At 49.5% G+C, this 26,274-nt stretch carries 24 protein-coding genes and 1 riboswitch; of the genes, 3 read left to right on the plus strand and 21 right to left on the minus strand.

Going from position 1 to position 26,274, the window contains the following annotated elements; translation table 11 throughout:
- From LZ11_RS02320 to LZ11_RS02405, 18 genes are all read right to left on the minus strand, one after another.
- Nucleotides 1-741, minus strand: coding sequence for a WecB/TagA/CpsF family glycosyltransferase (locus tag LZ11_RS02320; RefSeq protein WP_148866273.1), 741 nt, complete (start codon nt 739-741; stop codon nt 1-3).
- The gene (gene csaB, locus LZ11_RS02325) at nt 722-1,837 is read right to left on the minus strand and encodes a polysaccharide pyruvyl transferase CsaB (RefSeq protein ID WP_148866275.1); all 1,116 of its coding nucleotides are present in this window, start codon (nt 1,835-1,837) and stop codon (nt 722-724) included. The genes LZ11_RS02320 and csaB overlap by 20 nt, the downstream gene beginning before the upstream one ends.
- Complete coding sequence (locus tag LZ11_RS02330; RefSeq protein ID WP_148866276.1) at nt 1,830-3,764, minus strand: DUF5693 family protein; 1,935 nt, start codon at nt 3,762-3,764, stop codon at nt 1,830-1,832. The genes csaB and LZ11_RS02330 overlap by 8 nt, the downstream gene beginning before the upstream one ends.
- Nucleotides 3,764-4,870 carry a glycosyltransferase family 4 protein gene (locus LZ11_RS02335; RefSeq protein WP_148866278.1) on the minus strand — a complete coding sequence of 369 codons (1,107 nt, stop codon included), beginning with the start codon at nt 4,868-4,870 and terminating at the stop codon, nt 3,764-3,766. Before LZ11_RS02335 ends, LZ11_RS02330 begins: the two co-directional genes overlap by 1 nt.
- The gene (locus LZ11_RS02340; RefSeq protein ID WP_148866279.1) at nt 4,867-6,762 is read right to left on the minus strand and encodes an O-antigen ligase family protein; all 1,896 of its coding nucleotides are present in this window, start codon (nt 6,760-6,762) and stop codon (nt 4,867-4,869) included. The genes LZ11_RS02335 and LZ11_RS02340 overlap by 4 nt, the downstream gene beginning before the upstream one ends.
- A 13-nt stretch (nt 6,763-6,775) precedes the next feature.
- Nucleotides 6,776-7,261 (minus strand): DUF4330 domain-containing protein, encoded by a 486-nt coding sequence (locus LZ11_RS12655; RefSeq protein ID WP_148866281.1) that lies wholly within the window; start codon nt 7,259-7,261, stop codon nt 6,776-6,778.
- A complete protein-coding gene (locus LZ11_RS02350) occupies nt 7,261-8,391 on the minus strand; it encodes a glycosyltransferase family 4 protein (protein ID WP_246110677.1) in 1,131 nt (376 codons plus the stop codon). Before LZ11_RS02350 ends, LZ11_RS12655 begins: the two co-directional genes overlap by 1 nt.
- 74 nt (nt 8,392-8,465) lie before the next feature.
- Entirely contained in the window at nt 8,466-8,927 is a 462-nt protein-coding gene (locus LZ11_RS02355) for a hypothetical protein (protein WP_148866283.1), read from the minus strand.
- Nucleotides 8,928-8,946: 19 nt separating this feature from the next.
- Nucleotides 8,947-10,048, minus strand: a protein-coding gene (gene prfB / locus LZ11_RS02360; RefSeq protein WP_425473428.1) for a peptide chain release factor 2 whose coding sequence is annotated in 2 segments (ribosomal slippage) — nt 8,947-9,978 and nt 9,980-10,048 — 1,101 coding nt in all. Because the reading frame shifts where the segments join, the coding sequence is not laid out codon by codon here.
- Nucleotides 10,049-10,115: 67 nt separating this feature from the next.
- On the minus strand, nt 10,116-12,626 hold the full coding sequence (secA, locus tag LZ11_RS02365; protein ID WP_148866287.1) for a preprotein translocase subunit SecA: 2,511 nt from the start codon (nt 12,624-12,626) through the stop codon (nt 10,116-10,118).
- A 64-nt stretch (nt 12,627-12,690) separates the two neighbouring features.
- Nucleotides 12,691-13,269, minus strand: coding sequence for a DUF5317 domain-containing protein (locus LZ11_RS02370; RefSeq protein ID WP_148866289.1), 579 nt, complete (start codon nt 13,267-13,269; stop codon nt 12,691-12,693).
- Nucleotides 13,256-14,515: an HD-GYP domain-containing protein gene (locus LZ11_RS02375; RefSeq protein ID WP_148866291.1), complete on the minus strand. Its 1,260-nt coding sequence runs from the start codon at nt 14,513-14,515 to the stop codon at nt 13,256-13,258. Before LZ11_RS02375 ends, LZ11_RS02370 begins: the two co-directional genes overlap by 14 nt.
- Before the next feature lie 257 nt (nt 14,516-14,772).
- On the minus strand, nt 14,773-15,435 hold the full coding sequence (locus LZ11_RS02380; RefSeq protein WP_148866292.1) for an alpha-isopropylmalate synthase regulatory domain-containing protein: 663 nt from the start codon (nt 15,433-15,435) through the stop codon (nt 14,773-14,775).
- A 103-nt stretch (nt 15,436-15,538) separates the two neighbouring features.
- Entirely contained in the window at nt 15,539-16,243 is a 705-nt protein-coding gene (locus tag LZ11_RS02385; RefSeq protein WP_148866294.1) for an ABC transporter ATP-binding protein, read from the minus strand.
- Nucleotides 16,209-16,964, minus strand: a complete 756-nt coding sequence (locus tag LZ11_RS02390) for an ABC transporter ATP-binding protein (RefSeq protein WP_148866296.1) — start codon at nt 16,962-16,964, stop codon at nt 16,209-16,211. The genes LZ11_RS02385 and LZ11_RS02390 overlap by 35 nt, the downstream gene beginning before the upstream one ends.
- Nucleotides 16,945-17,934: a branched-chain amino acid ABC transporter permease gene (locus tag LZ11_RS02395; RefSeq protein ID WP_222927155.1), complete on the minus strand. Its 990-nt coding sequence runs from the start codon at nt 17,932-17,934 to the stop codon at nt 16,945-16,947. The genes LZ11_RS02390 and LZ11_RS02395 overlap by 20 nt, the downstream gene beginning before the upstream one ends.
- A 10-nt stretch (nt 17,935-17,944) precedes the next feature.
- Nucleotides 17,945-18,799 carry a branched-chain amino acid ABC transporter permease gene (locus tag LZ11_RS02400; RefSeq protein ID WP_148866298.1) on the minus strand — a complete coding sequence of 285 codons (855 nt, stop codon included), beginning with the start codon at nt 18,797-18,799 and terminating at the stop codon, nt 17,945-17,947.
- 63 nt (nt 18,800-18,862) lie between these two features.
- Nucleotides 18,863-20,149 (minus strand): ABC transporter substrate-binding protein, encoded by a 1,287-nt coding sequence (locus tag LZ11_RS02405; RefSeq protein ID WP_148866300.1) that lies wholly within the window; start codon nt 20,147-20,149, stop codon nt 18,863-18,865.
- Between the two features lie 216 nt (nt 20,150-20,365).
- Here LZ11_RS02405 and LZ11_RS02410 point away from each other — a divergent pair, with 216 nt between their 5' ends.
- From LZ11_RS02410 to LZ11_RS02420, 3 genes are read left to right on the plus strand one after another with little or no spacing between them, the layout of a single operon-like run.
- Nucleotides 20,366-20,605, plus strand: a complete 240-nt coding sequence (locus LZ11_RS02410) for a FeoA family protein (protein ID WP_148866302.1) — start codon at nt 20,366-20,368, stop codon at nt 20,603-20,605.
- A gap of 20 nt (nt 20,606-20,625) precedes the next feature.
- Nucleotides 20,626-21,399 carry a FeoB small GTPase domain-containing protein gene (locus LZ11_RS02415; RefSeq protein ID WP_222927156.1) on the plus strand — a complete coding sequence of 258 codons (774 nt, stop codon included), beginning with the start codon at nt 20,626-20,628 and terminating at the stop codon, nt 21,397-21,399.
- Nucleotides 21,350-22,744, plus strand: coding sequence for a nucleoside recognition domain-containing protein (locus LZ11_RS02420; RefSeq protein ID WP_187695046.1), 1,395 nt, complete (start codon nt 21,350-21,352; stop codon nt 22,742-22,744). The genes LZ11_RS02415 and LZ11_RS02420 overlap by 50 nt, the downstream gene beginning before the upstream one ends.
- A 60-nt stretch (nt 22,745-22,804) precedes the next feature.
- Here LZ11_RS02420 and LZ11_RS02425 read toward each other — a convergent pair whose 3' ends face one another.
- The 3 genes from LZ11_RS02425 to LZ11_RS02435 all read right to left on the minus strand — a co-directional run bounded on the left by LZ11_RS02425 (nt 22,805) and on the right by LZ11_RS02435 (nt 26,143).
- Complete coding sequence (locus LZ11_RS02425; protein ID WP_246110678.1) at nt 22,805-22,957, minus strand: 2-hydroxyacyl-CoA dehydratase; 153 nt, start codon at nt 22,955-22,957, stop codon at nt 22,805-22,807.
- Nucleotides 22,958-23,042: 85 nt separating this feature from the next.
- Nucleotides 23,043-23,570, minus strand: a complete 528-nt coding sequence (thiT, locus tag LZ11_RS02430; protein WP_148866306.1) for an energy-coupled thiamine transporter ThiT — start codon at nt 23,568-23,570, stop codon at nt 23,043-23,045.
- Between the two features lie 64 nt (nt 23,571-23,634).
- A riboswitch (TPP riboswitch) is annotated at nt 23,635-23,740 on the minus strand.
- 264 nt (nt 23,741-24,004) lie between these two features.
- Nucleotides 24,005-26,143 carry a heavy metal translocating P-type ATPase gene (locus tag LZ11_RS02435; RefSeq protein WP_148866308.1) on the minus strand — a complete coding sequence of 713 codons (2,139 nt, stop codon included), beginning with the start codon at nt 26,141-26,143 and terminating at the stop codon, nt 24,005-24,007.
- Nucleotides 26,144-26,274: the final 131 nt, after the last annotated feature.

A 26,274-nucleotide genomic window follows, 5' to 3' on the forward strand; every position in this document is an offset into this window, starting at 1 on the left:
TCACCTTCTCCCCCTTACCCCGAGTACTTTTAATAAAAACAGAGGAAGTGCAACCATCCTCTTAATCCTGGAAGGTTCCTGCACCAGCCTGTAGAACCATTCAAAACCCAGCCGCTGCATCCACTGCGGGGCTCTGCTGACCCTGCCTGCAAGCACGTCCAGGCTGCCGCCCACACCCATCATTATACCGCCCCGGATTTTGTCTTTGTTATTTACCATAAAAACCTCCTGACGGGGAGCACCCATACCGACGAAGATGAAATGGGGCTTTAGCCCGTTGATTTCGTCCACCACCTTATCCTGCTGGGACAGATCAAAGTAGCCGTGATGGGTGCCGGCTATCCTGACCCCCGGAAACTTCGCTTTTATACCGGCTGCCGATTCTTCGGCAACACCGGGCTTTCCTCCCAGAAGGTATACCGAAAGTTGACGCCGGTCGGCTATCTTGAGCATTTCCATCATCAGGTCGAATCCCGCAACCCTCTCAGGCAGCGGCTCTTCCAGAATCCGGGAAGCTATCACCACGCCTATGCCGTCGGGAAGGCTGAGGTCAGCAAGCATTATCGCCCGCCTGAGCCTTATATCCTTCTGGGCTGCCATGATGATCTCCGCGTTAGGTGTTACAATTACTTTGGTACCCCCAGATTCCAGCATCTCTTCGACCTTTGACGCTGCCTGCTTTAATGTTACCCTGTCCAGGGGCACTCCGAGTATTTCAATCCTACCTGCTGCCTGCCTCATAACCACCCTCCAGTAGTTTCAGGGCCAGCCTTGCGTTTTCGTAAGCCAGACCCTCCAGCTCATCCTTTTTGGCCAGAAGTTTGCTGCGGCTCTCGGTCCTCCGTCCTATGGCCTCTTCGAAAAGGTGGCACAGGTCCACCACGTTTAAATCCAGGGGCGAACCCGCGGAAGGCTGTTCGACGCGTTTTAAGAAGTTTTCAACCTTCGGGTCGTAGGCCAATCCAAGAAGCGGTACGCCCATTATGGCGCCGAAGATAAGGGCGTGAAGCCTCATTCCGCAGAGAAGATCCATCTGTCCGCTGATCCAGAGCAGCTCCCTTGGTCCCAGCGGTTCGTCGATCACCCGAGCTTTTCCCTTCATGAGCCCCATAATTTCGAGGGATTCGGAGTAATCCTGCGGAAATTGCATTGGAAGAAAAACAATCGTTGCGTCATGGTTTTTTATTAAATAATCGCAGGTCTCGGCTATGACCTGCCTGTTCTTACCCAAATTCCAGGGCCTGACGGATACGCCTATTTTGAGACTGCCTTCATCAAAATTTATACCCTTCCACCTGAGTATTCCAAAGCCGGTTTCGTCGTCCACGGGCTTTAAGGCGAAAGCGGGGTCAGCCGTGACGTAAATCGGGGGATTTTTCACGCCAAGGCTCATTAACTGGTCCCGCGAGTTATCATCCCTTACCGTAATCAGGTCCACCGTATTGCCTACCGCCGCTATGAGTCGCTTGTTGAGTTTCCGGTTGACCGGACCGACTCCGTTGGCGTAAAACATGACCCTCTTCCCCATCTTCTTTGCCAGGTAGACGATAAGGAGATAATAGGGGATGGACCTGCTGCTGGTTACATCTTGGAGCAAGCCCCCTCCTCCGCTCAAAACCAGGTCGGCCTCGGCAATGGCTTTTATGACGAGAAAAGGATTGGTACGGTGCACGGCGTCTATACCGTGCATTCGCTTGGTTTCCTTGGGATTGGCCGAAAGTGCCTTTATGGATATATTATTATCCAATTTTTTGAGGGATTCCACGATCGCCATCAAAATGGCTTCATCTCCGGCATTTCCGAACCCGTAGTACCCCGAGACCAGTATCTTATTCATTCGCTTTCATTCCCTTTCCAGCACATATATAATATCCCCCTAAGGCTAAAGCTCCGATAAAACCGCCCAGTATTAGCCCCTCGACGGAACGTATGATCGATATCAGAGCATTAACGTGATAATGACTGAACGTGTTTACCATAGATACCTCGCCCAGAAGCCCTGTGACCATCAACAACCGGGACCATAAGGGTCTTTCCGTATTTTTGAGGCCTCCTGCCAGCACCAGGGCGGGAAAGCCTATCAAAAATTCTTTTGTCCGGGGCCTCACGGGGAGTACTTCTTCCAGCCATATTCGGAAATAAAGTTCCCACTTAGGTATGGGTATAACGGAAAAATTACCCGTCCTGTTTATAAGGATGTAAAGGATTCCGCCAGCCAGAGCAACGGCTATGAGATTTCCGATGGAGAGCACAGGCTTACGAAGCGGGATGCTCCCGTGCTGTAATTTTATATAGAGCAGGGCGATGATGATAAAGGAAGAAATATACATTGCCTTGATACCGCGAAATTTCTCGATGCCGAGTATGAAATCCACGTCACCACTGATTCCAGTTATCAGCAGGGCTCCGGTGGCGGCAATCCCTGTGGCTCTTAGAAGGGTGAAAATCCCCTCTTTCAGAGCTTGCCGGTAATTCGAGGGGTGTTTCCTTTTTATTGTCATCTCCCGGTATATCCCCAGGCACGGGTAGAGTACGGATGCCAGGAGACTGGCTCCGCTCCTGAAAGTGGAAAAATCAAGAGCAGCAAAAAGGCCCATCGCCAGTATAAGCGCGTATGATACTGCTAAAGCCGTCTTTTCCAGAACTCCGCTCAACTTAAGCAGGTGGTAAACCCCCAAGCCCAACCCCATAGAAGCCATTATTGGAAGCAACGACGTCGCAACGGTTGAGGTTGGAGTTTTTGAAAACACCGAAGCTTTTTGGGGATAAACGCCCGCGATAAAATCCCTTGATATTACGTCATTATAAATCTCTTTTATGTGCATTTTATTGTAAGAAACCAGATCCTCATCGCCCGACATGAAAAGGTGCAGGTAAAGCAGCCTGTCGTTTCTATCCCTCACGGCGAGCAGGTATTCTTCCATCCACCTATGGGGCGGCCGGTTGTACACCCTCACGGCATTATAGCCGTTTTGCTGCAAAAATTTTTTCAAATTCCCCGCTTCCTTAAACTCATCCAATCCCAGGCGGATGCTTTTCCCCTTTACAGCCTTCAAAAGTAGTTCCGCTGCTTCGACCTTGCGCGGCATTTCGTTATTTTGCAGTACCAAAACGGACATTTCTCTATCGAAAAGCTCGTCCAGTAGCTTTATCTCTTCCGCGGTCTTTTCTTTTACCCCTTTGAGCATAACCACGATGTTAAGCCCAAGAGACCGGGCGTTTTCAAGCGAATCCAGGTCGATACCAAGGCCGATTTCGGTGAAACCGCCTGCTCCCTTTACTTCCTGGATTACGTAAATACCCCCGCCCTCTGCAGCATTTATGTCATACCCCCTGGAAGCCATGGCGGTTTTTAATTTCCGGTAGATCTCCCTGTCCTTCGTGAATATATAATAGCTCCGGGGGTTGAAATCTTTTTGGGAGAGAATATCCCTGACAAGATTATTCGCTACTCCGAAAAAACTGTCATAGTCCAAGAGCTGCCAGCCGTTCAGTACCAGAATCTTTCCCCTGTTCATCATGTCCTTTACCGTCGTTTCTTCCACCGCTAGGGAAGTAAGCCCGGCCGACCTGAACTCCTCCAGTATTTCAACGGGCCGGCGTCCGGTAATCCTGGACAGCGCTTCAACCTCGTGCATGGGGACGGAAATCTCTACTACCCTGTTTTTTTGTTCAATCGATATTTTGCCTACAACGCTGTAGAGCGAAACCACCAGGGCAAGTATAAAAAGCGCTATTAGACCTTTAGCAGCCCATTTCACCATTACCGCCCCTTACTCCCTATTATCTCGTCGTAGACCTCCATGGTCTTTTCTGCCATTATCCGGGCTGTGAACTTCCTGTATATGGTGTCTTTAGCTTCCCGCCCCAGGGATCGCCTCAGTTCTTCCCAACAGAGGAGTTCTATGACCTTTTCGGTAAGAACTTCTACATTGCCGGGCGGCACCAGAATGCCGTTATACCCGTTTTTAATCACTTCAGGGATCCCCCCGACTTCAGAGGCTATAACTGGCTTGCCCAGAGCCATGGTTTCCAGAAGGGCCAGGCCAAGTGCCTCGTTAACGGATGGCATAAGGACCACGTCAAAGGCCCCGGCAACATTTTCGACATCCTTCCTGAACCCCAGGAAAATCACCTTATCCTTAACCTGAAGCTTTTCACACAGGTCTTCGAGATAACCTTTGTGGGGACCGTCACCCACCAGAATCAGGCGGGCACCGGGAAATCTTTCGAGGATACCCGGCATGGCTCTTATGGCGAATTCATGGCCCTTTTCCGGCACGAGGCGAGCCACGATGCCTATAAGCGGGGTGTTTTCTGGGATACCGAGCTCCTGTCTGATCGTCGACTCTAACTCCCCGGAATAAGCAGGAAGCTGTATGCCGTTGTACACGGTCTTTATAATCCCCGCAGGCGCACCTATATCTATAAGGCTGACTTTTACAGCTCTTGACACCGCAATCACTCGGTCAGTGAGGAGCCTGTAAACTATCCGGTTTATCAACCGCCGAACAAACCCCATTTCGTTCTTTTGCCCCATCCAGTGGCGCGTCAAAATCACCCTGCAGCCCGAAAGCCTTCCGGCGATTCTGCCGGAAAGACTGGCATGGGTATGGACTAAATCTATCTTTTCCCGGGCAATAATTCTTAGCAGTTCTCGAACGTGGGATATTCTGAAGGATTTTTCCCCACCGTCAAGGGGAAAGACCCTTACCCCCAGGCTCTTTAAACGCTTTTCCAGTTCCCCACCCGCAGGACAGGCGACCGCTATGTCGTACCTGTCTATATCCCACGCCGAAAGGAGGTTCAGCAGATACCTGCCGGCACCTCCGATGTTGGTGTCGGTTATAACGTGCAGCACTCTTCTCATGACCCACCGCCTTCAAAGGGGGCTTTTTCAGTTCCGGCTGTTGCGATTAAGGCCGACAGAATCCCCGTCATTTCCCAGAAGGCCAGGCCTATCCTGGGACTGAACCAGACGTGGTCGAACAATCCGTGAAACAGGTGACCGGAAACCGCACCTGCGATCCCCGCCGCAAGCAGGGCAGCCCATGCTTTTCGGTGTCCCCTAAAAACCCTGCCGGCGCCATTAAGCACCGTTGCGGTAAACCAGAGAAAGGATACGAGCCCCAGCACACCCATTTCAATGCCCAGTTGCAGGTAAAAATTGTGGGAATGAAGGGCTGGAGTCCCCGCTATCATGTAATCCCTGTAAACTCTCGAAAAGGCCTGGAGGCCCAGTCCTAATCCTGTCAGCCAGTAATCCCGCAGCATACGTAAACTTGCCACCCATATGGTCACCCGGTAAGCGTTGGAACTGTCCTCTAGACTGCCGATACTTGCCACGCGGTTTATAATAACCTGGGGCAGGAACAGGGGCGATACCAGAGCCAGAACCAGCAGTACTATGAACAGCCGCCGGTCGGCAACCGCTGCAAAAATCACCACTGCTAGGGCCAGGCCCAGCCAGCCGCCCCTCGAAAGGGTCAGTATCAGGCACAGGACGATGACGCCGAGCAGTCCTCCAAAAACTGCTTTTCGGATCGTTCTGGCCTCGGCCCACATAAATGCCATGACCACGGGAATGACGAAAACCAGGTATTCCGCCAGCACGTTGGGGTTTTCCAGCGTCGCATAAACCCGCGTGGAGACCTCCGGAAACAGCCTGAAATCCAACCAGGCTATCGAAGTAGGCTTTTTCACAAAGTAATACTGGTATATCCCGTAAAGGGATATTCCCACCGTAGAAGCTATCTGAAAAAGCAGAGCGGTCTTTAAGACTCTACGGTCCCTGCAAAAATAAGAGAAAACCAGGAATGCCATAAAATACGCTACGTAAATAGGCAGTATCTTCAGGCTCTCGCCCCTGGTGACCGAAAATACCGCCGCCATGGCAGCCGAAGCAAGAAAAAGCGCAGCCGGCACCGCTCCGGTGGGGATGCCGAACCCGCCTTTGTCGATTCGAAGCAGCATTGCCGCAAATGTAAGCCCTATCAGCGCTATGCTGTAAAGGGTAGGCACCAGGGGTAGTATGAATGCAACGATATAGACGCCGAGGGAGGGCTTCATGTATATTAGAAGTCCTAGCCCGATGAGCCCGGTAAGTTTTACGAAAGTTATGTTCGGCAGTGCAAAATAAAGTGCTCCCAGCACGGCGCCCAAGACCGCGTATAAGGTGCCGGGTTGTCTTTTATCTACTTCAGGCACATCGATGTCAGCGTTCCATGCAACCCATCTGGCTGTCCTAATAAACCCGCTCCCGGAGACCACCGCGGAAAGCGGCAAATTTATAAAATACCCCGGAACGAGGACAGCCATGATCGATAAACTTATCATCAGATCTTCACTGGATAAACCGGAAAAGAGGACTTTCAGCGCGGTATACGTCAGAATTGCCGGGGTGAAAACCAGGGAAGAGGTCCTGAAGGGCTGCCCTACAAAATCTATCACGGCGCTTCCGGCGAACCTGTAGCAAAAGCTGTTTTCGATGGCGCTGTTCAATATATCCCTGAGGCCGGTACATAAAATTACCGGCCGTAAAAGCATCTTGAAAAACCGGCTGCGAGCCACGGCCTCTTTCTCCCACGGCTCTGAGCGGAAGAGATTCGCAAAAAAACACCCCTTATAAGCGCCCGCAACAAAACCTGATATTTTCTTAAACACCCGGTAAAGCAGGCTACTCTCACAAAACTCCAGAGAAAAAAGACAATATATTATTTTTACAACTACACTTCCCGCTATCCAGCGATTTACGGCTTCCATAAGCCCGTCTCCTTTAATCCAACACTTTAATTCCCATCACCGTAGCCACTACCGAATATATATTGGTCTTTATCTGGAGCACGGTACCTATGCGTATTTCGGTGCCGCCTATTACAATGGCGTTTTCACCTGCCGTGCCGGAACCCTCCAGCGTAACATAAACGTCTTTCAAGACCGGATTCGGCACACTTACTACCCTGCCGTCGGCAGTATTCACAAGAGTTTCGGCAGGTCTTACCTCTACTTTTGTGATCTTCCCGAGCAGGTTGTTGGTCTTGGTCTCCCGAACGATATCCCCCTCTTTTATGACGCTGGCGGTGGCGTCCCTGACGTCCTTAACCAATAGCACCACCTCGATCTTCTTTTCGGCGCTACCCACGGGCCTCTGCTGAGCCTTCAGGGCGAACCTGCCCGCAACGGCCACTATCAGGAGTATCACCATCAGGTCTATTATATTTATGAGACCGAATAACCTGCCTTTTTTGTCTATTAAGCTCATTATTTAACCTCCTCCAAGACCTTTCTGTAAACGTCCATTACTCTTCTCGTCATGGATTTGATTGAAAAGTATTCTTCCACAGCCCTGCGGCCGAATTCGCCTAATTCCCTTCTCCAGTCCGGCGAAGCAAGAAGCCGCTTTATGGAAGCGGCCAGATTCACCGAACCGGTCTTCTCCGCAGATCCCCTGCCGCTAAAGTTATGCTTCATACCGGAGTTAAAGTTTTCCGGCGTTAGAACACCCATAAAGCCTGCTTCTCCAGCTATTATCACCGGCTTTTTCAACGCCATGGCCTCCAGGGCCACCCGGCCTACTCCCACCGCCACATCGGCCAGTCCCATTAGAGTATGGGTGTCCAGCCTGGCTCCGGTGACGATAACCCTCCTGCCATTCAATGCTCTGTTGCACCCTTCGGCCTGCTCTTTTATGGCTTCCAGCTTGTCGCCCTCCCCCACCACCAGGAGTTTCACCCCCTGATAAGATGAGGCTATCTCGGGCATGGCCTCAATGAGCCTAAGCGCAATCTCACCCCGGGCACCCATGAGCCTGCTGACGTATACTATCTTCAGGTCTTGGGGTTCCAGCCCGAGCTCTTTTTGGATTTCCGAGGTATCCACTCCGGGATCGAATTTATCCAGGTCAATACCGTTCGGAATTACGTATATCCTTTCAGGCTTTACTTTGAAGTTTTTTATAAGGTGTTCCTTGACATCCTCGCTGACGGCTATTATTTTACTGCCCCACGCCGTTAAAAATCCCATACCCCAGCTGGTGGAGTAAATGCCGTGGGACGTGGTTATGTACGGACATCCGGTGAAATAGGAAACCCATTGGGAAACCCATGCGGGTATGCGAGCATGGGCGTGGATCAGGTCTACGCCGTACTCTCTCACCAGTTTCGTCAGTCCTCTTACGGAAACGAGCAGGCTTCGCGGCGTCTTGCTGTCAAGGGGGAAGGTGAAATGTTCGATACCGCTGGCGGTAAGCTCCTTCGTCAATTTGCCCCCCCGGGAGGCCACAAGGACCCTGACGCCTTCTTTTTTCAATTGTCTTGCTAGAGACACCACATGGGTTTCGGCTCCACCGGTGTCTAGAGCCATGAGGACCAGCAATACCGTTAGTTGCTCCATCAAAAAGGCCTCTCTCTCAAAGGAAATTAACCAAAAAAAGTATATCATTACGAAGAAACATAGTAAAGGGAAGGTTATTTGGTAACCTCAAAGCTTCCTCTAACGAGGAGCACGAGGCTGGTCTGAGCGACAACTCCCCTGCCGTCTTCTCTCGGTACGATGAGCAGGTGATTTTGGGGCACCTTTTCGCCCTTTCTCAGGTCCTTACCGCCGGTCACGTCAGCGATACCCCCGTTTTCACTGTCTACAATAAGAGCCGTACCGCTTCTTAAAATTATTTCCGTCCCCTTCCCCGCTATCAGGCGATCTCCCTTTTCGAGGTAAACCACCTCGAGATCCTGTGCCGGCCCGGTAACCGGAACTCCTTTATCAAAATACCCTTTTAATTCGGACACAACCCTGTCCACGTAGCTTTTCGTCACCAGAGGATCGTCTTCGGAACCCGGTTCGCCGATGTCGGCCCTTACCATGAGGCCGAATCCGGAAAAAACTACTAGAGCCAGTAAAATCAATAAAATTTTCCCAGTTTTGTTCAAGCATTTCGCCTCCAATGCTTTAATCTCCCGATTTCATTTTTAAATAGGCGTTTATGAACGCATCTATCTCCCCGTCCATTACGGCCTGGACGTTGCCGACTTCCACATTGGTCCTGTGGTCTTTCACCAGGCTGTAGGGGTGAAAGACATAAGACCTGATCTGGCTGCCCCAGGCAATCTCTTTCTGCTCCCCGCGCAGTTCGTTTATCTTCTTCTGCTGTTCTTCCAGGTACAGATTAAAGAGTTTCGCCCTCAAGAGCTTCATAGCCGTATTCCTGTTGCTCTGTTGTGAGCGTTCGTTCTGGCAAGTAACCACGATACCCGTGGGTATATGAGTAATCCGCACCGCCGACTCGGTCTTGTTGACGTACTGGCCGCCCGCCCCTCCGGATCTGAAGGTTTCTATCTTCAAGTCCTCGGGTTTTATTTCTACTTCTATATCGTCGTCGATCTCGGGGACGACGTCGACGGAGGCAAAAGAGGTGTGCCGCCTCCCGGCTGCATCAAAGGGGGATATTCTAACCAGCCGGTGAACGCCCTGCTCCGACTTGAGATAGCCGTAGGCGTAGGGGCCTTCTACCAGTATCGTAGCGCTCTTTATGCCGGCTTCTTCGCCCGGCAGCATATCCAGGATCTTGAGCTTGTATCCCTTGTCTTCAGCCCAGCGGGTGTACATGCGAAGCAGCATCTGCACCCAGTCCTGGGCCTCGGTTCCCCCGGCCCCGGCGTGGAGCGAAAGTATGGCGTTATTTTTATCATACCTGCCCCTCAGCAGGGTCTGAAGCCTCATCTCCTCGAATTCCTTTTTGAATTTCTCGGCTTCATCGGATATTTCACCGTAAAGTTCCTCGTCATGGGCCTCAATACCCAGCTCTATCAGCGCCATGAGGTCTTCCCATTTTTTCCTTATGGCCTCGTATTTCTCCACGGTTTCTTTAAGCTGATTCAAATTCTGAAGGATTTTCTGTGCTGCCTGAGGGTCGTCCCAGAAATTCGGGGTCAGGGTCTTTTCTTCCAGCTGAGCTATTTCGCTTTCGAGCCTGTCTATTTCAAAGAGCATCCCTCATCTCTTGGATGTGGGGTTCAAAGGCCTCAATCTCACTCCTTATCTCTTCCAGCACCTTTATCGCCTCCATTTCTTATTTCAAACTATGTTTGCTTCAGATTTAAGTCAATCACCGTATTTTATTACACAGCCGACCTTCCGCAGCACTTCTTGTACTTCTTTCCGCTGCCGCAGGGGCACGGGTCGTTCCTGCCTATTTTTTCGCCCTTTTTCACGGGCTGGGGCTTTTCACCATCCCCGTGGGAGTATGAAAGATTGCGGGCCATTTCCCGCCTCTGGGGTGCTGTTTTCAGCTGCACCCTGAACAGGTACCTCAGCGTATCCTCCTGGATGTTCTTAATCATCTCCTGGAACATCTCGTAGCCTTCGATCTTGTATTCCACCAGCGGATCCCGCTGCCCGTAAGCCCTTAGGCCGATTCCCTCGCGGAGCTGGTCCATGGCGTCGATGTGGTCCATCCATTTCTGGTCCACAACCTTGAGCATTATCACTTTTTCCAGTTCCCGCATGGTTTCCTCGCCGATTTCAGCCTCTTTCCGGTCGTAAGCTTCCAGTGCCCGGTCCACCAGCAGGCGCCTGATTTTTTCCCTGGTCACCTCTTCGGGATTGATCGCGTCAAGGACGCCCTTTATGGTAAATATATCCGCATAGTATTCGGCCAGGCCCTTCAGATCCCACTCTTCCGGGTGGATTTCCCTGCCGGCGTATATGTCCAGCAGCCCATTCACTACATCTTCTATCATCTGCTTTATGCTGTCCTTCAGGTTTTCCTGTTCCAGGACCTTGCGGCGCTGGGAATATATTACTTCCCGCTGGGTATTCATGACATCGTCGAATTCGAGCACGTGCTTTCTTATATCGAAGTTCCTTGCTTCCACCTTCTTCTGGGCATTTTCTATAGCCTTCGTTATGAGAGAATGTTCTATAGGCTGGTCATCCTCCAGGCCCAGACGGTCCATCAACCCCCTGATGCTGTCGGAGCCGAAAAGCCTCATGAGGTCATCTTCCAAGGAAACGTAGAACCTGGAAGAACCGGGATCGCCCTGGCGGCCCGAACGGCCCCTGAGCTGGTTGTCGATACGCCGCGCCTCGTGCCTCTCGGTGCCGATTACGTGCAGCCCTCCCAGTTCCGCCACGCCTTCGCCCAGCACGATGTCGGTACCGCGCCCGGCCATGTTGGTGGCGATTGTTACCGCTCCCCGCTGGCCCGCCTTTGCGATTATCTCGGCCTCTTTCTCGTGGTACTTGGCGTTCAGCACCTGGTGCGGAATCCCTTTTTTCTTCAGCATCTCGCTCAACATCTCGGATTTTTCTATCGATACTGTACCTACCAGCACCGGCTGGCCTCTCCGGTAACACTCTTCGATTTCGCGGACCACCGCCTGGAATTTGGCCTTTTCGGTTTTGTATATTACGTCCGGATAATCCACCCTGATCATCGGTTTATTGGTGGGTATCACCACCACGTCCATGCCGTAGATCTTCCTGAACTCCTCCTCCTCGGTGGCGGCGGTACCCGTCATGCCGGAAAGTTTCCTGTACATTCGGAAGTAATTCTGGAAGGTTATGGTGGCAAGAGTCTTGCTCTCGCGTTCCACCTTTACTCCTTCCTTGGCCTCGATAGCCTGATGCAGGCCTTCGCTGTACCTGCGGCCGTACATGAGCCTTCCGGTGAATTCGTCGACTATTATAACCTGACCATCTTTTACCACGTAGTCCCTGTCCCTTTTCATGAGGGCGTGGGCTTTCAGGGCCTGGTGGAAATGATGCAGGAGCTCCATATTTTCTTCGTCGTAAAGGTTGCTGACCCCCAGGAATTCCTCGGCCTTTTTTATCCCCTTTTCGGTGGGTATCACGCTGTGGGCCTTTTCGTCAACGATATAGTCCTCACCCGGTTTTAACCTGGGTACAAAACGGGCAAACTTATAGTAGATGTCCGTGGATTCCTCGGCCTGACCTGAAATTATTAGAGGGGTACGGGCTTCGTCTATGAGTATGCTGTCGACTTCATCGATGATGGCGTAGTTCAACTCCCTCTGGACCATATGTTCCTTATAAATCACCATGTTATCCCTGAGATAGTCGAACCCGAACTCGTTATTTGTACCGTAAGTTATATCCGCGTTGTACGCCCTCTTTCTCTCCTCGTAATCAAGCCCGTGGACTATCAAGCCCACTTCCAGCCCGAGGAATTTGTAAATCGCCCCCATCCACTCGCTGTCGCGCCGGGCCAGGTAGTCGTTTACAGTAACCACGTGCACCCCCCGCCCGGTCAGGGCGTTCAGGTAGGCCGGCATTGTAGCCACGAGGGTTTTCCCCTCACCGGTTTTCATTTCAGCTATTCGTCCCTGGTGCAGCACAATGCCCCCCATCACCTGGACGTCAAAGGGCCTCATGCCCAGGGTCCTCTTTGCCGCCTCCCTGACAACAGCGAAAGCCTCGGGCAAAAGGTCATCCAGGGTCTCGCCGGCGGCCAGCCTGTTTTTAAACTCGTTGGTCTTTTCTCGAAGCTGGCTGTCAGAAAGCACCTTAATTTTGGATTCCCAATCGTTCACCTTTTCCACTATGGGGGTTAACTTTTTTATCTCTCTATCGTTGGAATCGCCGAATATCTTTTTCAAGACCCCTAACATATTATCACCTCAAGAAATTTCCGAAAAAATTTATAAGGAACCTTTATCACAGGTTCCTTTTTATTCATCTTCCTATTATTTTACCACTTGACGGCTTCTTTTTCAACATAGCATCCTGAACCAAAAAGAATATTCCCGCCGCCATCAACAGGTCGCCAATACTGAACACCCGGGGTCTCGGATACGGCCGGGGCAGAGGGATGATATCCCCGAGAAGCGCCAACCGGGTTGAGGAAGTCAGGGCGGTATGGTACAGGTAATCGGGATTGAATAAGTCGGACTTGAACTCCTGAAGGCCTGCCGCATCGACAGCCCAGAGGGATACCGGCATTTTGCCGCCGTTGGCAACTATGACCAAAAAGTTCATCAATACTCCGATGGCAGCCGCCCTCAGCGGCTTTATATGCCAGTTTGAAAATAGGCCGGATAACAGCAGCGTATAGGAAATTATTGAAATTGCCATTATGTAATTTGAAGCGAATTCTTTAAAGGGACCTTTTAAAAACAGCGGCGCGTACCGGATAATGAACGAGAGAAATATGAGCTCCAGCCTTCTCATGGGAATTTCGGTCAGGCCCTTTAAATTTCCCCTTCTTAAAAAACCTATTATAAATGAAATCACCATGAAATCAATTAACAGCATCTTTCCAGATTTTCTCCCTTTCCAAGACTTTTTTTAACGCTTTAATTACAGCAGGTCGAAACTGCACTCCGGAACTTCTTTCCAGTTCATCCAGAGCATCTTCTAATCTCCACGCTTTCCGGTACGGCCTGTCCGTCGTCAGGGCGTCGAACACATCAGCTACGGCTATTATCTCTGCCCCCAGCGGAATTTCCTCACCCTTCAACCCCACCGGATAACCGCTTCCATCCATCCTCTCATGATGGTACATAATAAAAGAAGAAGCTTGAGCCAAAAAGTCCACGTTTTTCACGATACTAGCCCCCAATGCGGGATGGGTTTTTATTTTGGAGAACTCATCTTCAGAGAGTTTACACGGTTTATTCAAGATTTCCTCTGGAATCCCTATTTTGCCGATGTCATGGAGTAATGCCGCATACTGTAAATTGCTGATAAAATCGCTATCCATTTTGAGTTCTTCCGCTATAGCTACTGCCAACCTGGCGACCCTCTCGGAATGCCCTCTTGTATAAGGGTCTTTAGCTTCTATAGCTGTGGCTAATGCCTGAATTGTTTCCAAATATACTTTTTTCATTTCCATATAGAGTTTGAAAGAGTGGCGGGCAACTAGGAGGGGGATAAGAAATAAAAGTAAGCCTAAAGCCCCAATGTTAATGTATATAATGGCTAATAAAATACCTAAAGGGGCAAGGGCTATGTAATTGGGTAGAGCCCATTTGAAAGTAGTTGAAAAAATATATTTGATCGATTTCTTGTATAGTATAGACAATCCTATTGTCAATAAACCAACATTAATTAAGAAGTATGTTAAAATCAAAGCCAAGAATCCAAACAAATTTTGTTGAAGGTTTATATATCCAGGAACCCCTCCTAATCTTTCATAAATTAAACCAGAGCCACCCACCATGACTATATATAATCCAATATTTGTAATCTTCTTGAAAAAAGTATGATAAGGTATTCTATGTCTTATCTCACATAACAGTTCCGACATAAAAGCGACCCAAATACTCACTTCATACCCTAAAACAAGTATGGATCCGATAAATACCGCGAAACCTACAGTCACTTCAGCATCATTTACTAATCTTACAGACAATGTCTCCGCTAAAAGAGCAAGAATAGTGAATATAATAAAAGTCTTAATGTCTGCCGCTAATAAAGATTTATAAGAATATATCAAAAATAACGTGGCAATTAATAGTATTATTAAAAAATATAAATTTTGTTTGTTAAGCTTTATCATTTTATGTCACCCATAAATTGTTTAAAATATATTGAAAAAAATTAAATAAAAGGGCCGACTGAAATCAATAGTATTAACCAAACTTAAAATTAGCACCGCCGGCAAGGACAAGAGCCATCAATGCCAGCAATATCTTAACCAGAGCAGCATTGAGTTTCATTGGTCTACAGCCTCCTCCCTGTCTACGGTGCTCTGCTCCGCCGCTATTAGAGCAGGCCATAAAAACCGCTTCGCTTCTGTCGGCCCTTTTAATCATTTTAATCATTTTTTTCTTTTACTAGAAAACTTATCCGGCGGTTGACAGCGTTTAGCACCGCCAGAACGACACTCTCTGCTTTATCCTGCCGGAAAAGAGCTGTTCCCAGAAAGGACTCCTCACTCCCGTCCATCAGTATGGATATAAGTACGGCGATAGCCTCCTTATCGCCAATTCTAAAGATATTAATATCCTCCAGGGAGATTATAAAATTCTTGCTCAAATACTGCTGAATGGCATCGATGGCGGCGAGAGCGACAAGCCTTAAAAAATATTTATAAGATCCGGCACCTGAGGCTCTGCCTTCGTATACCTTGCCATCGGTGCATTTCAAGGTTACCGTAATCTCATAGCTGTAATTGGTTTTTTTCACATCTATGCTATCTATCTTCAAACGGGATTCCGCTACATAAAGCTCCTCTTTGTTAAGCTGAGCCACACTTATTTTCTTGTGATCTATTTCTGAACCGAAAGTCGCAACCAGTGCTGACTCGATATCCCTTACTATTTGTTTGGGATTCCTGTTGGAATTGGCCAGAACGTGGATCTCGGAAATCTTTCCATCGGGATTGGTTATAATCTTTGCGGAGACGATATCTTTAATCTTTTTTATAACTTCCTCATAGTGCTTGATGATCTCGTCTCTGTTCAGGTTTTCCGACATACCATCCCTCCGTCACATCCCATATATACAATTCGACCATAATTTCCTAATTCCTTCTAGAAAAGAAAAATTTTATTAAAAAAATAGCCCTTAACGGGCTTGTTTACATTCCCATATATGCTTTCTTAACAAGATCACTTTCCAGCAGTTCCTTTCCCGTACCCTCGGCCACAATCCTGCCGGTCTGAAGGACGTATCCCCTGTCCGCCATCTCCAGCGCTTCCTGCACTTTCTGTTCCACCAGCAGTATCGTCATGCCCCTCCGGCTTATTTCTTTAAGAATATCCAGTACCTTATCGACCAGGATAGGCATAAGCCCCAGGGACATTTCGTCCACCAGGAGCAGTTTGGGCCTTGACATCAAGCCCCTGGCGATGGCCAGCATCTGCTGTTCTCCGCCGGACAAAGTCTCCGCTTTTTGGTTCTCTCTTTCTTTAAGGCGCGGAAAGATTTCATACACTTCCTCCAGGACCTTTTTAATATCTGTATCACTTTCCAGGGTATAGGCCCCGAGGAGAAGGTTATCCCGGACTGTCATCTTGCCGAAAACGTGCCTGCCTTCCGGCACATGGGCAATGCCGAGTTTTACTATCTCGTGAGCGGGCATCCTGTCTATCCTCTTGTCTAAAAATTCAATTTCACCGGAAAATGGCTTTAAAAGTCCCGAGATCGTCTTCAATATGGTGGTTTTACCGGCCCCGTTGGAGCCCACAATGGAGACCATTTCCCCTTCCCGGACTTCAAAGGATACGTCAAATATGACAGGTACGCCGTCATACCCCGTGCTCAGATTTCTTACTTTTAGCATGATATCTTTCCCCCAGATAAGCTTTAATTACCTCTTCATTACTGGTAACTTCCTCAGGAGAGGCGTCGGCAATCTTTTTGCCGGCGTTTAATACCACGACCCTATCAGAAATTGGCATAATGGCTTCCATTATATGTTCCACAATTAAAAGGGTAATTCCCCTGTTTTTCAGATTCAGACAGAGTTCCATGGCTTCCTTTATTTCAGTCTGGTTAAGCCCTGCCATCGCCTCGTCCAGCATGACCATTTTTGGTCCTGTAGCAAGGGCCCTCGCTATCTCCAGCCTTTTCTTATCCGCTATCGTAAGGCTTCCGGCCGGCATATCCTTTTTACCGGAAAGACTGGTCATCTCCAGGACTTCCTCTGCGATTTTCTCCGCTTCCTTCCTGCTGCTCGCCCGCAGAAAAGCGCCGGTAAGGACGTTCTCCTTCACCGTCATTTCCTTTAAGGGCTTTACTATCTGAAACGTCCTGGTAAGCCCCATAGCCGTAATTTCATGGGGAGGTCGCCCGGTTATATCCCTGCCCTGAAAATATATCCTGCCCGCATAAGGTCTATAGAACCCTGTTATGCAGTTAAAAAGTGTGGTTTTCCCGGCACCGTTGGGCCCTATTAGACTAACTATTTCACCCTTGTGTACGGAAAAACTGACATCCTCGTTGGCGATCAGGCTGCCGAACTTCATGGTTACATTTTGAACTTCAAGCATCGGCTCTTGCATAAACATCACCTCTCCTGCGGGATCTCTTTTTCTTAAGAAGGCCGAGGATCCCGTTTGGTTCAAAACACGCCACAAAAATTATAAGCGCACCGAATATCATGAGGTCTATACCCTTGCCGGTACCTCCGAGGTATACCCGGGTGTACTCCGACAGGGGTATCAGTATGGCAGCCCCTATGATCGGACCGTATATATTCCCCAGACCGCCGAGCACCGAAAGAAGCACGATTTTCATGGATACTTCCAGGGTAAATACCATAAAGGGGTCGATGTAAAGAATATACTGAGCGTAAAGGGTCCCGAAAGTGGCTGTTAAAGCTGCACTCACCATCATGGCGTACAGCTTGTACCGCGTGGTATCTATCCCCAGAGCTTCTGCAGCTTCGTGGCTTTCCCGGATAGCCTTCAGGTAAAATCCCATCTTGTTGTTCTCTATGTATCTGGCCGTCATGGTGGTGATCAAAAAAAGCACGTAGGCGATAAGGAAATATGGTATCTTGGACGAATGAAACTGCATTGAGGTAACGCTTTCCTCAACTATCGGTATCGAAATCCCCGTCGCCCCTTCGACGTAATCCCAGCTTATAAAGAGCTGCTTTATGATCTCTGCCACAGCCAGCGTGGCAATCGCAAAGTAATGGCCTTTGAGTCTGAAGCATGGATAGCTCACTATCACCGATATGACCGTCGCCAGTACGGCCCCTGCCAGCATTCCGATCCACGGAGAAATACCGAATTTGTAGAATAAAATCGTTGAAGTATAGGCACCTATGCCAAAAAAGGCTGCATGTCCGAAAGAGGTCTGGCCTGCAAAGCCGGTTATTATATTCCAGGCCTCTCCGAGCCCGGCGAAAATCAGGAAAATAACCATCACATGCCGGAAATTTATGTTTGAATTCATAAAGGGGAGCAGCAGTATAACTATAAGAATCCCGTAGAGGGTGTCAATTCTAAAATTCTTCACATTCACACCAATCACCTCACCATCCGAAAAGGCCTTTCGGCCTGAACTGCAGCACCAGCAGGTATATCAAAAATACTATAGCGTATTTGAACTGGGTGCCTAGGAAAAACCCTCCTAGAGCTTCAGAAAGCCCAATCAATACCCCGCCGTAAAGGGCGCCGGCTATATTGCCGAACCCACCCAGGGCTACGATAACAAAGGCAAGGAGGCTGTAGAGGGCCCCAGATTCGGGATAAATCGGAAAAAAGGTGGCCAGCAGAGCCCCAGCTACTCCGACGCACGCTCCCGATATTCCGAAGGTAACGGCATAAATCTTTTCCGTATTTATACCCATGAGTTTTGCTGTGTCCCTGCTCTGAGCCGCAGCCTGAATTGCCCTTCCGGTTTTGGTGTTCTTGATAAACCAAACGACCAAGAAGGTCATCATTATGCTTCCCAGAGCTGCTACCAGTTGGGGTATACCGATAATAACGCTGCCCATCTCCAGCTTTTTATCGGTCACCAGCGAGGTGGTTATAAACCGATAGTTGGGAGTCCACAGGTACTGGGCGAAATTTCTTATAAAAAGGCTCAATCCGAAAGTCGCAAGAAGAGCCGTGAGCCCGGGCGCATTTATAACCCGCTTTATAATCAATTTGTAAGTCAGAAAGCTCAATACGAAAGTGACGAGGGCTGCAATTGGCAGTGATGCGAGAGGATCCAGCCTCAAAAGGGTGTAAAGCCAGAAAACAGTGTACATGGATACCATCAGGAAATCTCCGTGGGCGAAATTTATGATATCCATGACACCCCATATCAGCGTCAAGCCCACAGCAACGAGAGAATAAACAAAGCCCACAAGAATTCCGCTCAAAATTATCTGCAACAGCATATCCATCCCCCTTCCTGCGGCAAATTTTAAAAAAAGGGGCCAAAACGCCCCTTTTTTTAACTGCTACCTCTTATCCCAGGCCGGAAAAGCAGGTATGGGCTCTTTGGTCTGGCTAGTTTCAGGCCAAACAGCCTCGTATACGCCATTCTGAATCTGGGTCATAACCGACGCGGAGTAGACGTTCTGCCCATCTTCTCCGAACTTGATCTTGCCCGATACGAAGTAGGGTGCTGCGAATTCATGGTTTTTGAGCACTTCCAGTACCTTTGCCGGATCGGTGGAACCCGCCCTGTTTATGGCTTCGGCTATCACCATGGCTGAAGCAAAGTCTTCCAGGGTCGGACCGTCAATGTCAACTCCGGCCTTTGCCTTGTATATCTCATTTATCTTTGCGAGCACAGGCATTTTTTCAAAAAGCGCGGATGTGGTTGCATTCGGACCCGCAAAATAGTCGGCGTCTTTTCCTAGATTTTTCACAAACTGGGGATCTTGGTACCCTCCGCAGTACGACAACACCACTTTGGGTACCACGTTCATCTCCTTGTATTTCTTTACAAACATGGTCATGTCTCCGATGTATGAAGCGTGGAATATAGCGTCGGGTGCCGCCGCCTTAATTTTCTGCACCTCGGTATCCACATTGGACACATTGGCAGGATATTTTACATCAGCCACCAGCTCGAAACCGTCTGCTTTATAGTTCTGTATTTCTTTTTCCACCATTTGGAAGGCATGGACGCCGTATTCGTTGTCGATATAAACCACAGCTATCTTACGAATTCCCGCGTTGTATTTTTCATTCAAGTATTTCAAATAATCGAAGAATAACTTTGTCTCCATGCCATCATGTGGGGCTATCCTCGTAAACCATTTAAGGCCCCTTTCAGTAAGAGCCGCCGAACTGGACGAACCCGCCACAAAAGGTATACCAAACCTTTCGGCGACCTGGCTGGCCGGTTTGGTAGCGGAGCTATGATAGCATCCTATTAAAGCTGCAACCTTTTCATTCTGTATAAGCCTTTCGGCTTCCGATTTGGCAACTTCCGGGTTCGCCTGGTGGTCTGCAAAGATAAACTCCACCTTTGCTCCCTTCAGGTTGGGCAGACCCGCTGTCTTCGCCAGCTCCAGGTCTATTTCGGGGTGTTCCCCGTTTATTAATTCCTGGGCAGTCTCAATAGCATACTTGAGCTTAACACCAGTAGCCGAAGCAGGACCGGTGAGAGGAAGTATGGCTCCGATTTTGATTACCCCATCGGTCTTATCCGGCTGACTCTGGTTTTGTCCGCACCCAGAAAGCGCTGTGGTTAGGACTAAAACAAGCACAAGTAAAACCGGGCCTATTTTCCTCATTTTGATCCCCCTTTTTTATGAAAAATGGTTTTTATTTTTATTAATTTTTATATTATAGTATATTAATTCTATAATCTTTTTTAAATACCTTCCATTTATTATAAAAAGGTTCACTTTTTGTATAATTCTTTTATTGGAACCGGTGGCGGGTATTAATCATATTCTATTAATTAAGAATACCCCGCTCTGTGCAAAAGATAACAAAGGGGGCTTGGGATGGAGAAACATGTCATCACCCTGGATAGACTACCCATCGGCAAAACGGGCAGGGTGGCGGCGATCCTCCACAAGGGGCTTAGCCGCCGTAGGTTTCTGGACCTGGGATTCGTCCCTGGAACGCTCATCACAACTTATTTCACCAGCTTCACCGGCGATCCGACAGCTTACCGGATCCGGGGTACAACCATTGCTCTGCGAAAAGAAGACTCTTCCAAAATATTGGTAATTACCGAATGAAGTTTTATAAGGTGAGAGATATGGATTTTTTGATGGATGATAATTTCCCCAGACCTCTTGTGGCTCTTGCCGGAAACCCCAATACCGGCAAAAGCACGATTTTCAACGCCCTGACCGGGCTGAAGCAGCATACCGGTAACTGGCCGGGAAAAACCGTGAGCCTCGCCCGGGGAACTTTTTACCACAGAAACGTGAAGTTTTGCGTCGTTGATTTGCCGGGTACTTATTCTCTTCTCGCCAATTCGCTTGAAGAACAGGTAGCCCGCAATTTTATTCTGTTCAACAGGCCCGACGTAATGCTGGTGATAACCGACGCCACTTGCCTCGAGAGAAACCTGAACCTGGCACTGCAGATAATGGAAATTACCGACAGGATTATAGTCTGCGTGAATTTGATAGATGAAGCCGCTAAGAAAGGGATATATGTGGATGGCGACGTCCTCTCGAAGGAATTGGGAGTCCCCGTGGTAGCCACCGCTGCGCGCAGGGGTATAGGGCTATTTGAGCTAAAAGAAATGATATTTAAGGTGTATTCCGGAAAAGTCAAGCCGTCGCCGCGAAAAGTGAACTACGGCGAAGAACTGGAAAAAGCCATAGGAGAACTAGTACCCCGCCTGGAAAATACCTTTTCGGGCAGAATCAATCCCCGATGGGCAGCTTTGAGTATAATATCGGGCGATTATTCAATTGAAGACCTCGAAGAACTCGTTAAGATCAGAGATGAAAGCCGGGAGGAAAGCGCATATGGATATTCATTTTTTTCACAGCTCCCGGGAAACCGGGGACTCAAATGATATTTCGCATGAATCGACAGACGTAAAAGACCTAATTGTGGAGAAAATATACGAGAAGGCCGAAAGCATAACCCGGAAGGCTGTAAGATACGACAGGTTCAGGGAAGACCTGGACAAAAAGATAGACTTGTTGCTGACTTCCAGAGTTACAGGTATTCTTTTCATGCTCCTACTTTTGGGCGTTATATTCTGGCTGACCCTCATTGGAGCCAATTACCCTTCCCAGCTTCTGGCGAAAGTTCTTTTTGGAATCCAGGGTTTTCTTGAAAGCTTCCTGATGTCGATTGGAGCCCCCGAGTGGGTCAACGGTTTTTTAGTCACCGGAATGTACAGGACCCTGGCGTGGGTGGTATCGGTTATGCTGCCTCCCATGGCGATATTCTTTCCCCTATTCACCTTTCTGGAAGACTTGGGTTACCTGCCTCGGGTAGCCTTCAACCTGGACTATTTTTTTAAAAGAGCGGGCGCCCATGGAAAACAGGCCCTCACCATGAGCATGGGCTTCGGTTGTAATGCCGCCGGCGTCGTATCCTGCCGGATAATAAACTCACCGCGGGAACGCATGATAGCCATTCTCACCAACAACTTCGTACCCTGTAACGGCCGCTTTCCGACGCTGATCCTGCTCGCGTCCCTTTTTATAGGAGGGCTGGCACCTAATCTGGGGTGGCTGCTGGCTTCCCTTACCGTATCCGGCTTAGTCGTTTTCGGAATATTAATAACGCTCCTGGTATCGAAACTGCTTTCCTCCACCCTGCTTAAGGGGCTGCCTTCATCCTTTATCCTGGAACTTCCACCATACCGCCCTCCCCATATCGGCAGTATAATAATCCGCTCCATATACGAGCGCACTCTTTTCGTCCTTGGGCGGGCTGTGGCCGTGGCGGCTCCCGCCGGGGGCATCATATGGCTTCTTGCCCACATAAAATTCGAAAACCAGAGCCTGCTGGCCCAGGCTGCGGCCTTTTTAGACCCGCTCGGCCGGCTGATGGGCCTGGACGGATATATTCTCATGGCTTTTATCGCAGGACTGCCCGCCAACGAAATAGTGCTACCCATACTGCTCATGGGGTATCTAGCCCAGGGGACCATGATTTCTCCCGACGATTTCACAAGCCTCAAGGAGCTGCTGGTGAACCACGGCTGGACCACCCTTACCGCCATCAACACCATGCTGTTTTCCCTGCTCCACTTTCCCTGCGCCACCACGCTGTGGACCATAAGAAGCGAAACCGGAGGGGCCAGGTGGGCGGTTTGCGCAGCGGCGCTCACGACCGCCGTTGCACTGCTGGTGTGTTTTATAACTGCGTCCCTTTACAGGCTGGTAATGTGGGTTATTTTTTGAAATCATCACGAAAAAGCGGTTCCCTTTTACGGAAACCGCTTTTTTCAGTGTCTTTGTTTTTCAGCCCAGCATTTCAAGAAAAGCCTGGACCCGGGTCTTTATCTGCTCCGAATCATTTTCGCTGTAATCAGTTTCAATGAGAAGAAGGGGTACCCCTTCCCTCTGCATGGGCCGGGAAAACGCCTTCTCCCGGCGGATACTGCAAACCTTCATGATGGGGACAATTCCCTAAAAATACCTAAAAAAATTCCCTCCCCGGAAGTGATCCCACCTCCGGAGAGGGAGTTCTAAAATGGTTTTAACCGGAATCGCCGCTGCCTTCATTCTTACGAATAAAGCGGTAAAGCACAAATCTTACCGCAAGAAGACTTATCACCAGCTCGGGCAATAGGTAACTGCCGTTGTAAATCGCCGAGTAGACGAGGGCATTCATACCCTCGGGAGCGTAGGAGGCAAAGAAGATTACACCTGAAAGAAGGTGCGAAAGGAACCGCCCCAAAATACCCGCGGGTATGCCGAGATAAATCCTGCCTCCGAACAACCCTGCGAGACCCAGCAGTCCGAATGCGAGCGGGTAGTCTAAAATTACCTGTGCCGGGTGAACGATGTAGGGTTCTATCACTAGCTGCAGAAGACCGTATACCGTCCCTGCCAGAACCCCTTTGGCAGCTCCATGCCGTACCGAGTAGAGGATGATGGGCACCATGCTACCCAGGGTAACGGAGCCGCCGTAGGGGGCCTGAAAGACCTTGATGAAACTCAGTATAGTGGCAATCCCAATCATCAGTGCCCCTTCGATAAATGCAGATAGATTCTGTCTTCTCATGGTCATCCCTCCGCCTTTTTAATATAAAAATAAAAGCCCACCCGTATAGGTGGGCAAGTAAATCGGCGCGATTCACGTGCTTCCCTACGCGGGCATTACCCCGTTCAGGTTCTGGGGTCGAAGCCCTACCATCGGGCTTCCTCTCAGCCGGAGCTCCCCCAGCACGTTCAACAACTATTTTATTATATTATACTATATTATACATACACGAAAAAACCATTTATTCCAATTTATTATACATCTATAGAAGATTATTGCCAATACCCTCACGTCCTATCCCGCATCAGCTTAACAAACCGGACTATGATTGTAGGGAAAGCAATAACCAGCCCCGGCAAAGAAACCCGGATGCTGGCAGGAGAAGATTTCTTCAGGCTGAAAACCTTGAAGTAAAAATTGAGCGCACCGGTGCGGGAACGTCGTTAAGCCTTTTCTCATAACTTCCTTATTTTCAACAATCTGATTCCGTTGAGAGTCACCAGTAAAGTGACCCCCATATCGGCCATAATGGCGAGCCACAGCGTCAACCAGCCCGGGAAAACGGCCGCAACCGCCAGGACTTTAATGACCAGCGACAGTGTTATATTCTGGCGTATCACCTGCAGCGCAGCCCTGCTCAGGCGGACCGTAAAAGCCACTTTGGTCAGGTCGTCGGTCATTAACACTATGTCCGCCGTCTCAAGGGCCGTATCGGTACCGGTCCCGCCCATGGCTATTCCCACAGTAGCTGCAGCCAGCGCGGGAGCGTCATTTATACCATCCCCCACCATGGCAACCTTTCCGTACTTTTTTATCAAATCTTCCAGGGCCCTTACCTTATCCTGCGGCAGCAGTTCGGCGAAAAATTCATCGACACCGGCACGAGCGGCTACAGCTTTAGCAGTGGCTTCATTGTCGCCGGTAAGCATGACCGTCCGCTCGATGCCGGCGCGTTTGAGTGAAGCCACCGTATTTTTGCTCGATTCCCTAATCTCATCGGCAACGGCTATAATTCCTATGATGCCGCTTTCCGTACCCACCAGGATGGCCGTCTTTCCTTCCTCCTGAAGGCGCTTCACGTCCTCCGTTATTCCTCCGGTCTCTATGCCCCTCTCCTCAAAAAACTTTATACTTCCTATGAATATCGTTTCTCCGCCCACGAAACCCCTCGCCCCCCGGCCTGTGAAAGCTGCGAAACCCTCAACCGGCATTATTTTTATACCCCGGGCTTCCGCGGCTTTAACTATCGCAATGGCAAGGGGGTGTTCCGATCGCTTTTCGACGCTGGCAGCCTTGCGCAGCACTTCTGTTTCAGATTCGGTGCCCACGGGTATTACATCGGTAACCACCGGCTCCCCTCTCGTAAGAGTGCCGGTCTTGTCAAAAGCGACAACCTTCAGCGACCCTGCTTCTTCCAGGTATATTCCGCCTTTTATCAAAACTCCGTTCCTGGCCGCGTTGCCTATAGCACTTACTATTGCGGCGGGCGTGGAAACCACCAGAGCGCACGGACACGATACCACCAGCAAAGCCAGGCCGCGGTACAGCCACGGCCGCCATTCATAACCTAGGAAAAGCGGCGGGACCAGTGCTACGGTACCGGCGAGCATAATCACTATGGGGGTATAAACAGCTGCAAACCGGTCCACAAAAGCCTGAGCCGGAGCGCGTCTTGTCTGGGCTTCTTCAACCAGGTGTATAATTTTCGCCAAGGTGGTATCCTGGACGAGTTTCGTCACTTTGACTTCCAGTGAGCCGTGAATGTTAAGGGTTCCCGCATAGACCTCGTCACCGGGTCCCTTCTCAGCGGGTATGGATTCTCCGGTGACAGCCGCCTCGTTTACCGCCGACTCGCCCTTTATTATGACCCCGTCCATGGCTATCTTCTCCCCGGGACGGATTACCATTATATCGTCTATATTAATCTCATCTACGGGAACATCCGCCTCGCCCCACGGCTTTTTTATTCTGGCCGTCTTGGGTGCTATGTCCATGAGGCGGCGTATCGACTGTCTCGCTCTCTCCATGGTCCAGGATTCCAGCATTTCCGAAACCGAGTAGAGGAACGACACAACAGCACCCTCTTCCAGCTCGCCAATTGCCACTGCCCCCATAACAGCTATGCTCATGAGCACGCTCATATTAAAATTAAGGCGTCTTAAAGAATAACAAGCCTTCCGGAAATTCCCCCAGCCTCCGGTGACCATGGCTAGCAGGAACAGAGGGACATAGATGTGAGTTGACATACCTGTTTTCTTGCCAATATAAGCCGCCAAAAGGGCAACCGCGGACACCGCCGTCCGGAGCAATTCGCTGTTTATCTTAATTCCAGTCCCTGCCTGAGTCTGCTCCTCTTGTTCCTCAACCGGGATTATTTTATAGTTTTCTTTAAGACCTTCCCGGCGGATTGCAGCGAGGTCAACCTCACCTTCCACGGTGAGTTTACCTGTAGCCGGGTTTAAAACAGCCCTGGTAACACCAGGCATCGCCGCCACGCTCTTTTCAAACTTGGCGGCACAATCGAGTCAGGTAATGCCTTCGACTCTATACACCTTTTTTTCATCGACTCTGTACACCTTTTCTTCAGCTCCCATATTTCCCTCCATCTCCTGCTTTAAAAATATTAATATTACGTTTGAACATTTATTTAATTGTTTGATTATATTATATACCTGTTATCCATGGCCTGCAACATTTATCCAGAAAAAAAACGGCAGGACACAGC

It is taken from the genome of Thermosediminibacter litoriperuensis, assembly GCF_008124715.1.
GTDB lineage: Bacteria > Bacillota > Thermosediminibacteria > Thermosediminibacterales > Thermosediminibacteraceae > Thermosediminibacter > Thermosediminibacter litoriperuensis.

Excerpts from the sequence above, each read along its gene's own strand:
- LZ11_RS02415 (WP_222927156.1), top strand. The coding sequence starts at position 20,626 with ATGGATTTTTTGATGGATGATAATTTCCCCAGACCTCTTGTGGCTCTT.
- LZ11_RS02410 (WP_148866302.1), top strand. The coding sequence starts at position 20,366 with ATGGAGAAACATGTCATCACCCTGGATAGACTACCCATCGGCAAAACG.
- csaB (WP_148866275.1), bottom strand. The coding sequence starts at position 1,837 with ATGAATAAGATACTGGTCTCGGGGTACTACGGGTTCGGAAATGCCGGA.
- secA (WP_148866287.1), bottom strand. The coding sequence starts at position 12,626 with ATGTTAGGGGTCTTGAAAAAGATATTCGGCGATTCCAACGATAGAGAG.
- LZ11_RS02335 (WP_148866278.1), bottom strand. The coding sequence starts at position 4,870 with ATGAGAAGAGTGCTGCACGTTATAACCGACACCAACATCGGAGGTGCC.
- LZ11_RS02370 (WP_148866289.1), bottom strand. The coding sequence starts at position 13,269 with ATGCTGTTAATTGATTTCATGGTGATTTCATTTATAATAGGTTTTTTA.
- LZ11_RS02425 (WP_246110678.1), bottom strand. The coding sequence starts at position 22,957 with ATGAAGGTTTGCAGTATCCGCCGGGAGAAGGCGTTTTCCCGGCCCATG.
- LZ11_RS02320 (WP_148866273.1), bottom strand. The coding sequence starts at position 741 with ATGAGGCAGGCAGCAGGTAGGATTGAAATACTCGGAGTGCCCCTGGAC.
- LZ11_RS02375 (WP_148866291.1), bottom strand. The coding sequence starts at position 14,515 with ATGATAAAGCTTAACAAACAAAATTTATATTTTTTAATAATACTATTA.
- LZ11_RS02400 (WP_148866298.1), bottom strand. The coding sequence starts at position 18,799 with ATGCTGTTGCAGATAATTTTGAGCGGAATTCTTGTGGGCTTTGTTTAT.
- LZ11_RS02385 (WP_148866294.1), bottom strand. The coding sequence starts at position 16,243 with ATGCTAAAAGTAAGAAATCTGAGCACGGGGTATGACGGCGTACCTGTC.
- LZ11_RS02340 (WP_148866279.1), bottom strand. The coding sequence starts at position 6,762 with ATGGAAGCCGTAAATCGCTGGATAGCGGGAAGTGTAGTTGTAAAAATA.
- LZ11_RS12655 (WP_148866281.1), bottom strand. The coding sequence starts at position 7,261 with ATGAGCTTAATAGACAAAAAAGGCAGGTTATTCGGTCTCATAAATATA.
- LZ11_RS02350 (WP_246110677.1), bottom strand. The coding sequence starts at position 8,391 with ATGGAGCAACTAACGGTATTGCTGGTCCTCATGGCTCTAGACACCGGT.
- LZ11_RS02420 (WP_187695046.1), top strand. The coding sequence starts at position 21,350 with ATGGATATTCATTTTTTTCACAGCTCCCGGGAAACCGGGGACTCAAAT.
- LZ11_RS02330 (WP_148866276.1), bottom strand. The coding sequence starts at position 3,764 with ATGGTGAAATGGGCTGCTAAAGGTCTAATAGCGCTTTTTATACTTGCC.
- LZ11_RS02380 (WP_148866292.1), bottom strand. The coding sequence starts at position 15,435 with ATGTCGGAAAACCTGAACAGAGACGAGATCATCAAGCACTATGAGGAA.
- LZ11_RS02390 (WP_148866296.1), bottom strand. The coding sequence starts at position 16,964 with ATGCAAGAGCCGATGCTTGAAGTTCAAAATGTAACCATGAAGTTCGGC.
- LZ11_RS02405 (WP_148866300.1), bottom strand. The coding sequence starts at position 20,149 with ATGAGGAAAATAGGCCCGGTTTTACTTGTGCTTGTTTTAGTCCTAACC.
- thiT (WP_148866306.1), bottom strand. The coding sequence starts at position 23,570 with ATGAGAAGACAGAATCTATCTGCATTTATCGAAGGGGCACTGATGATT.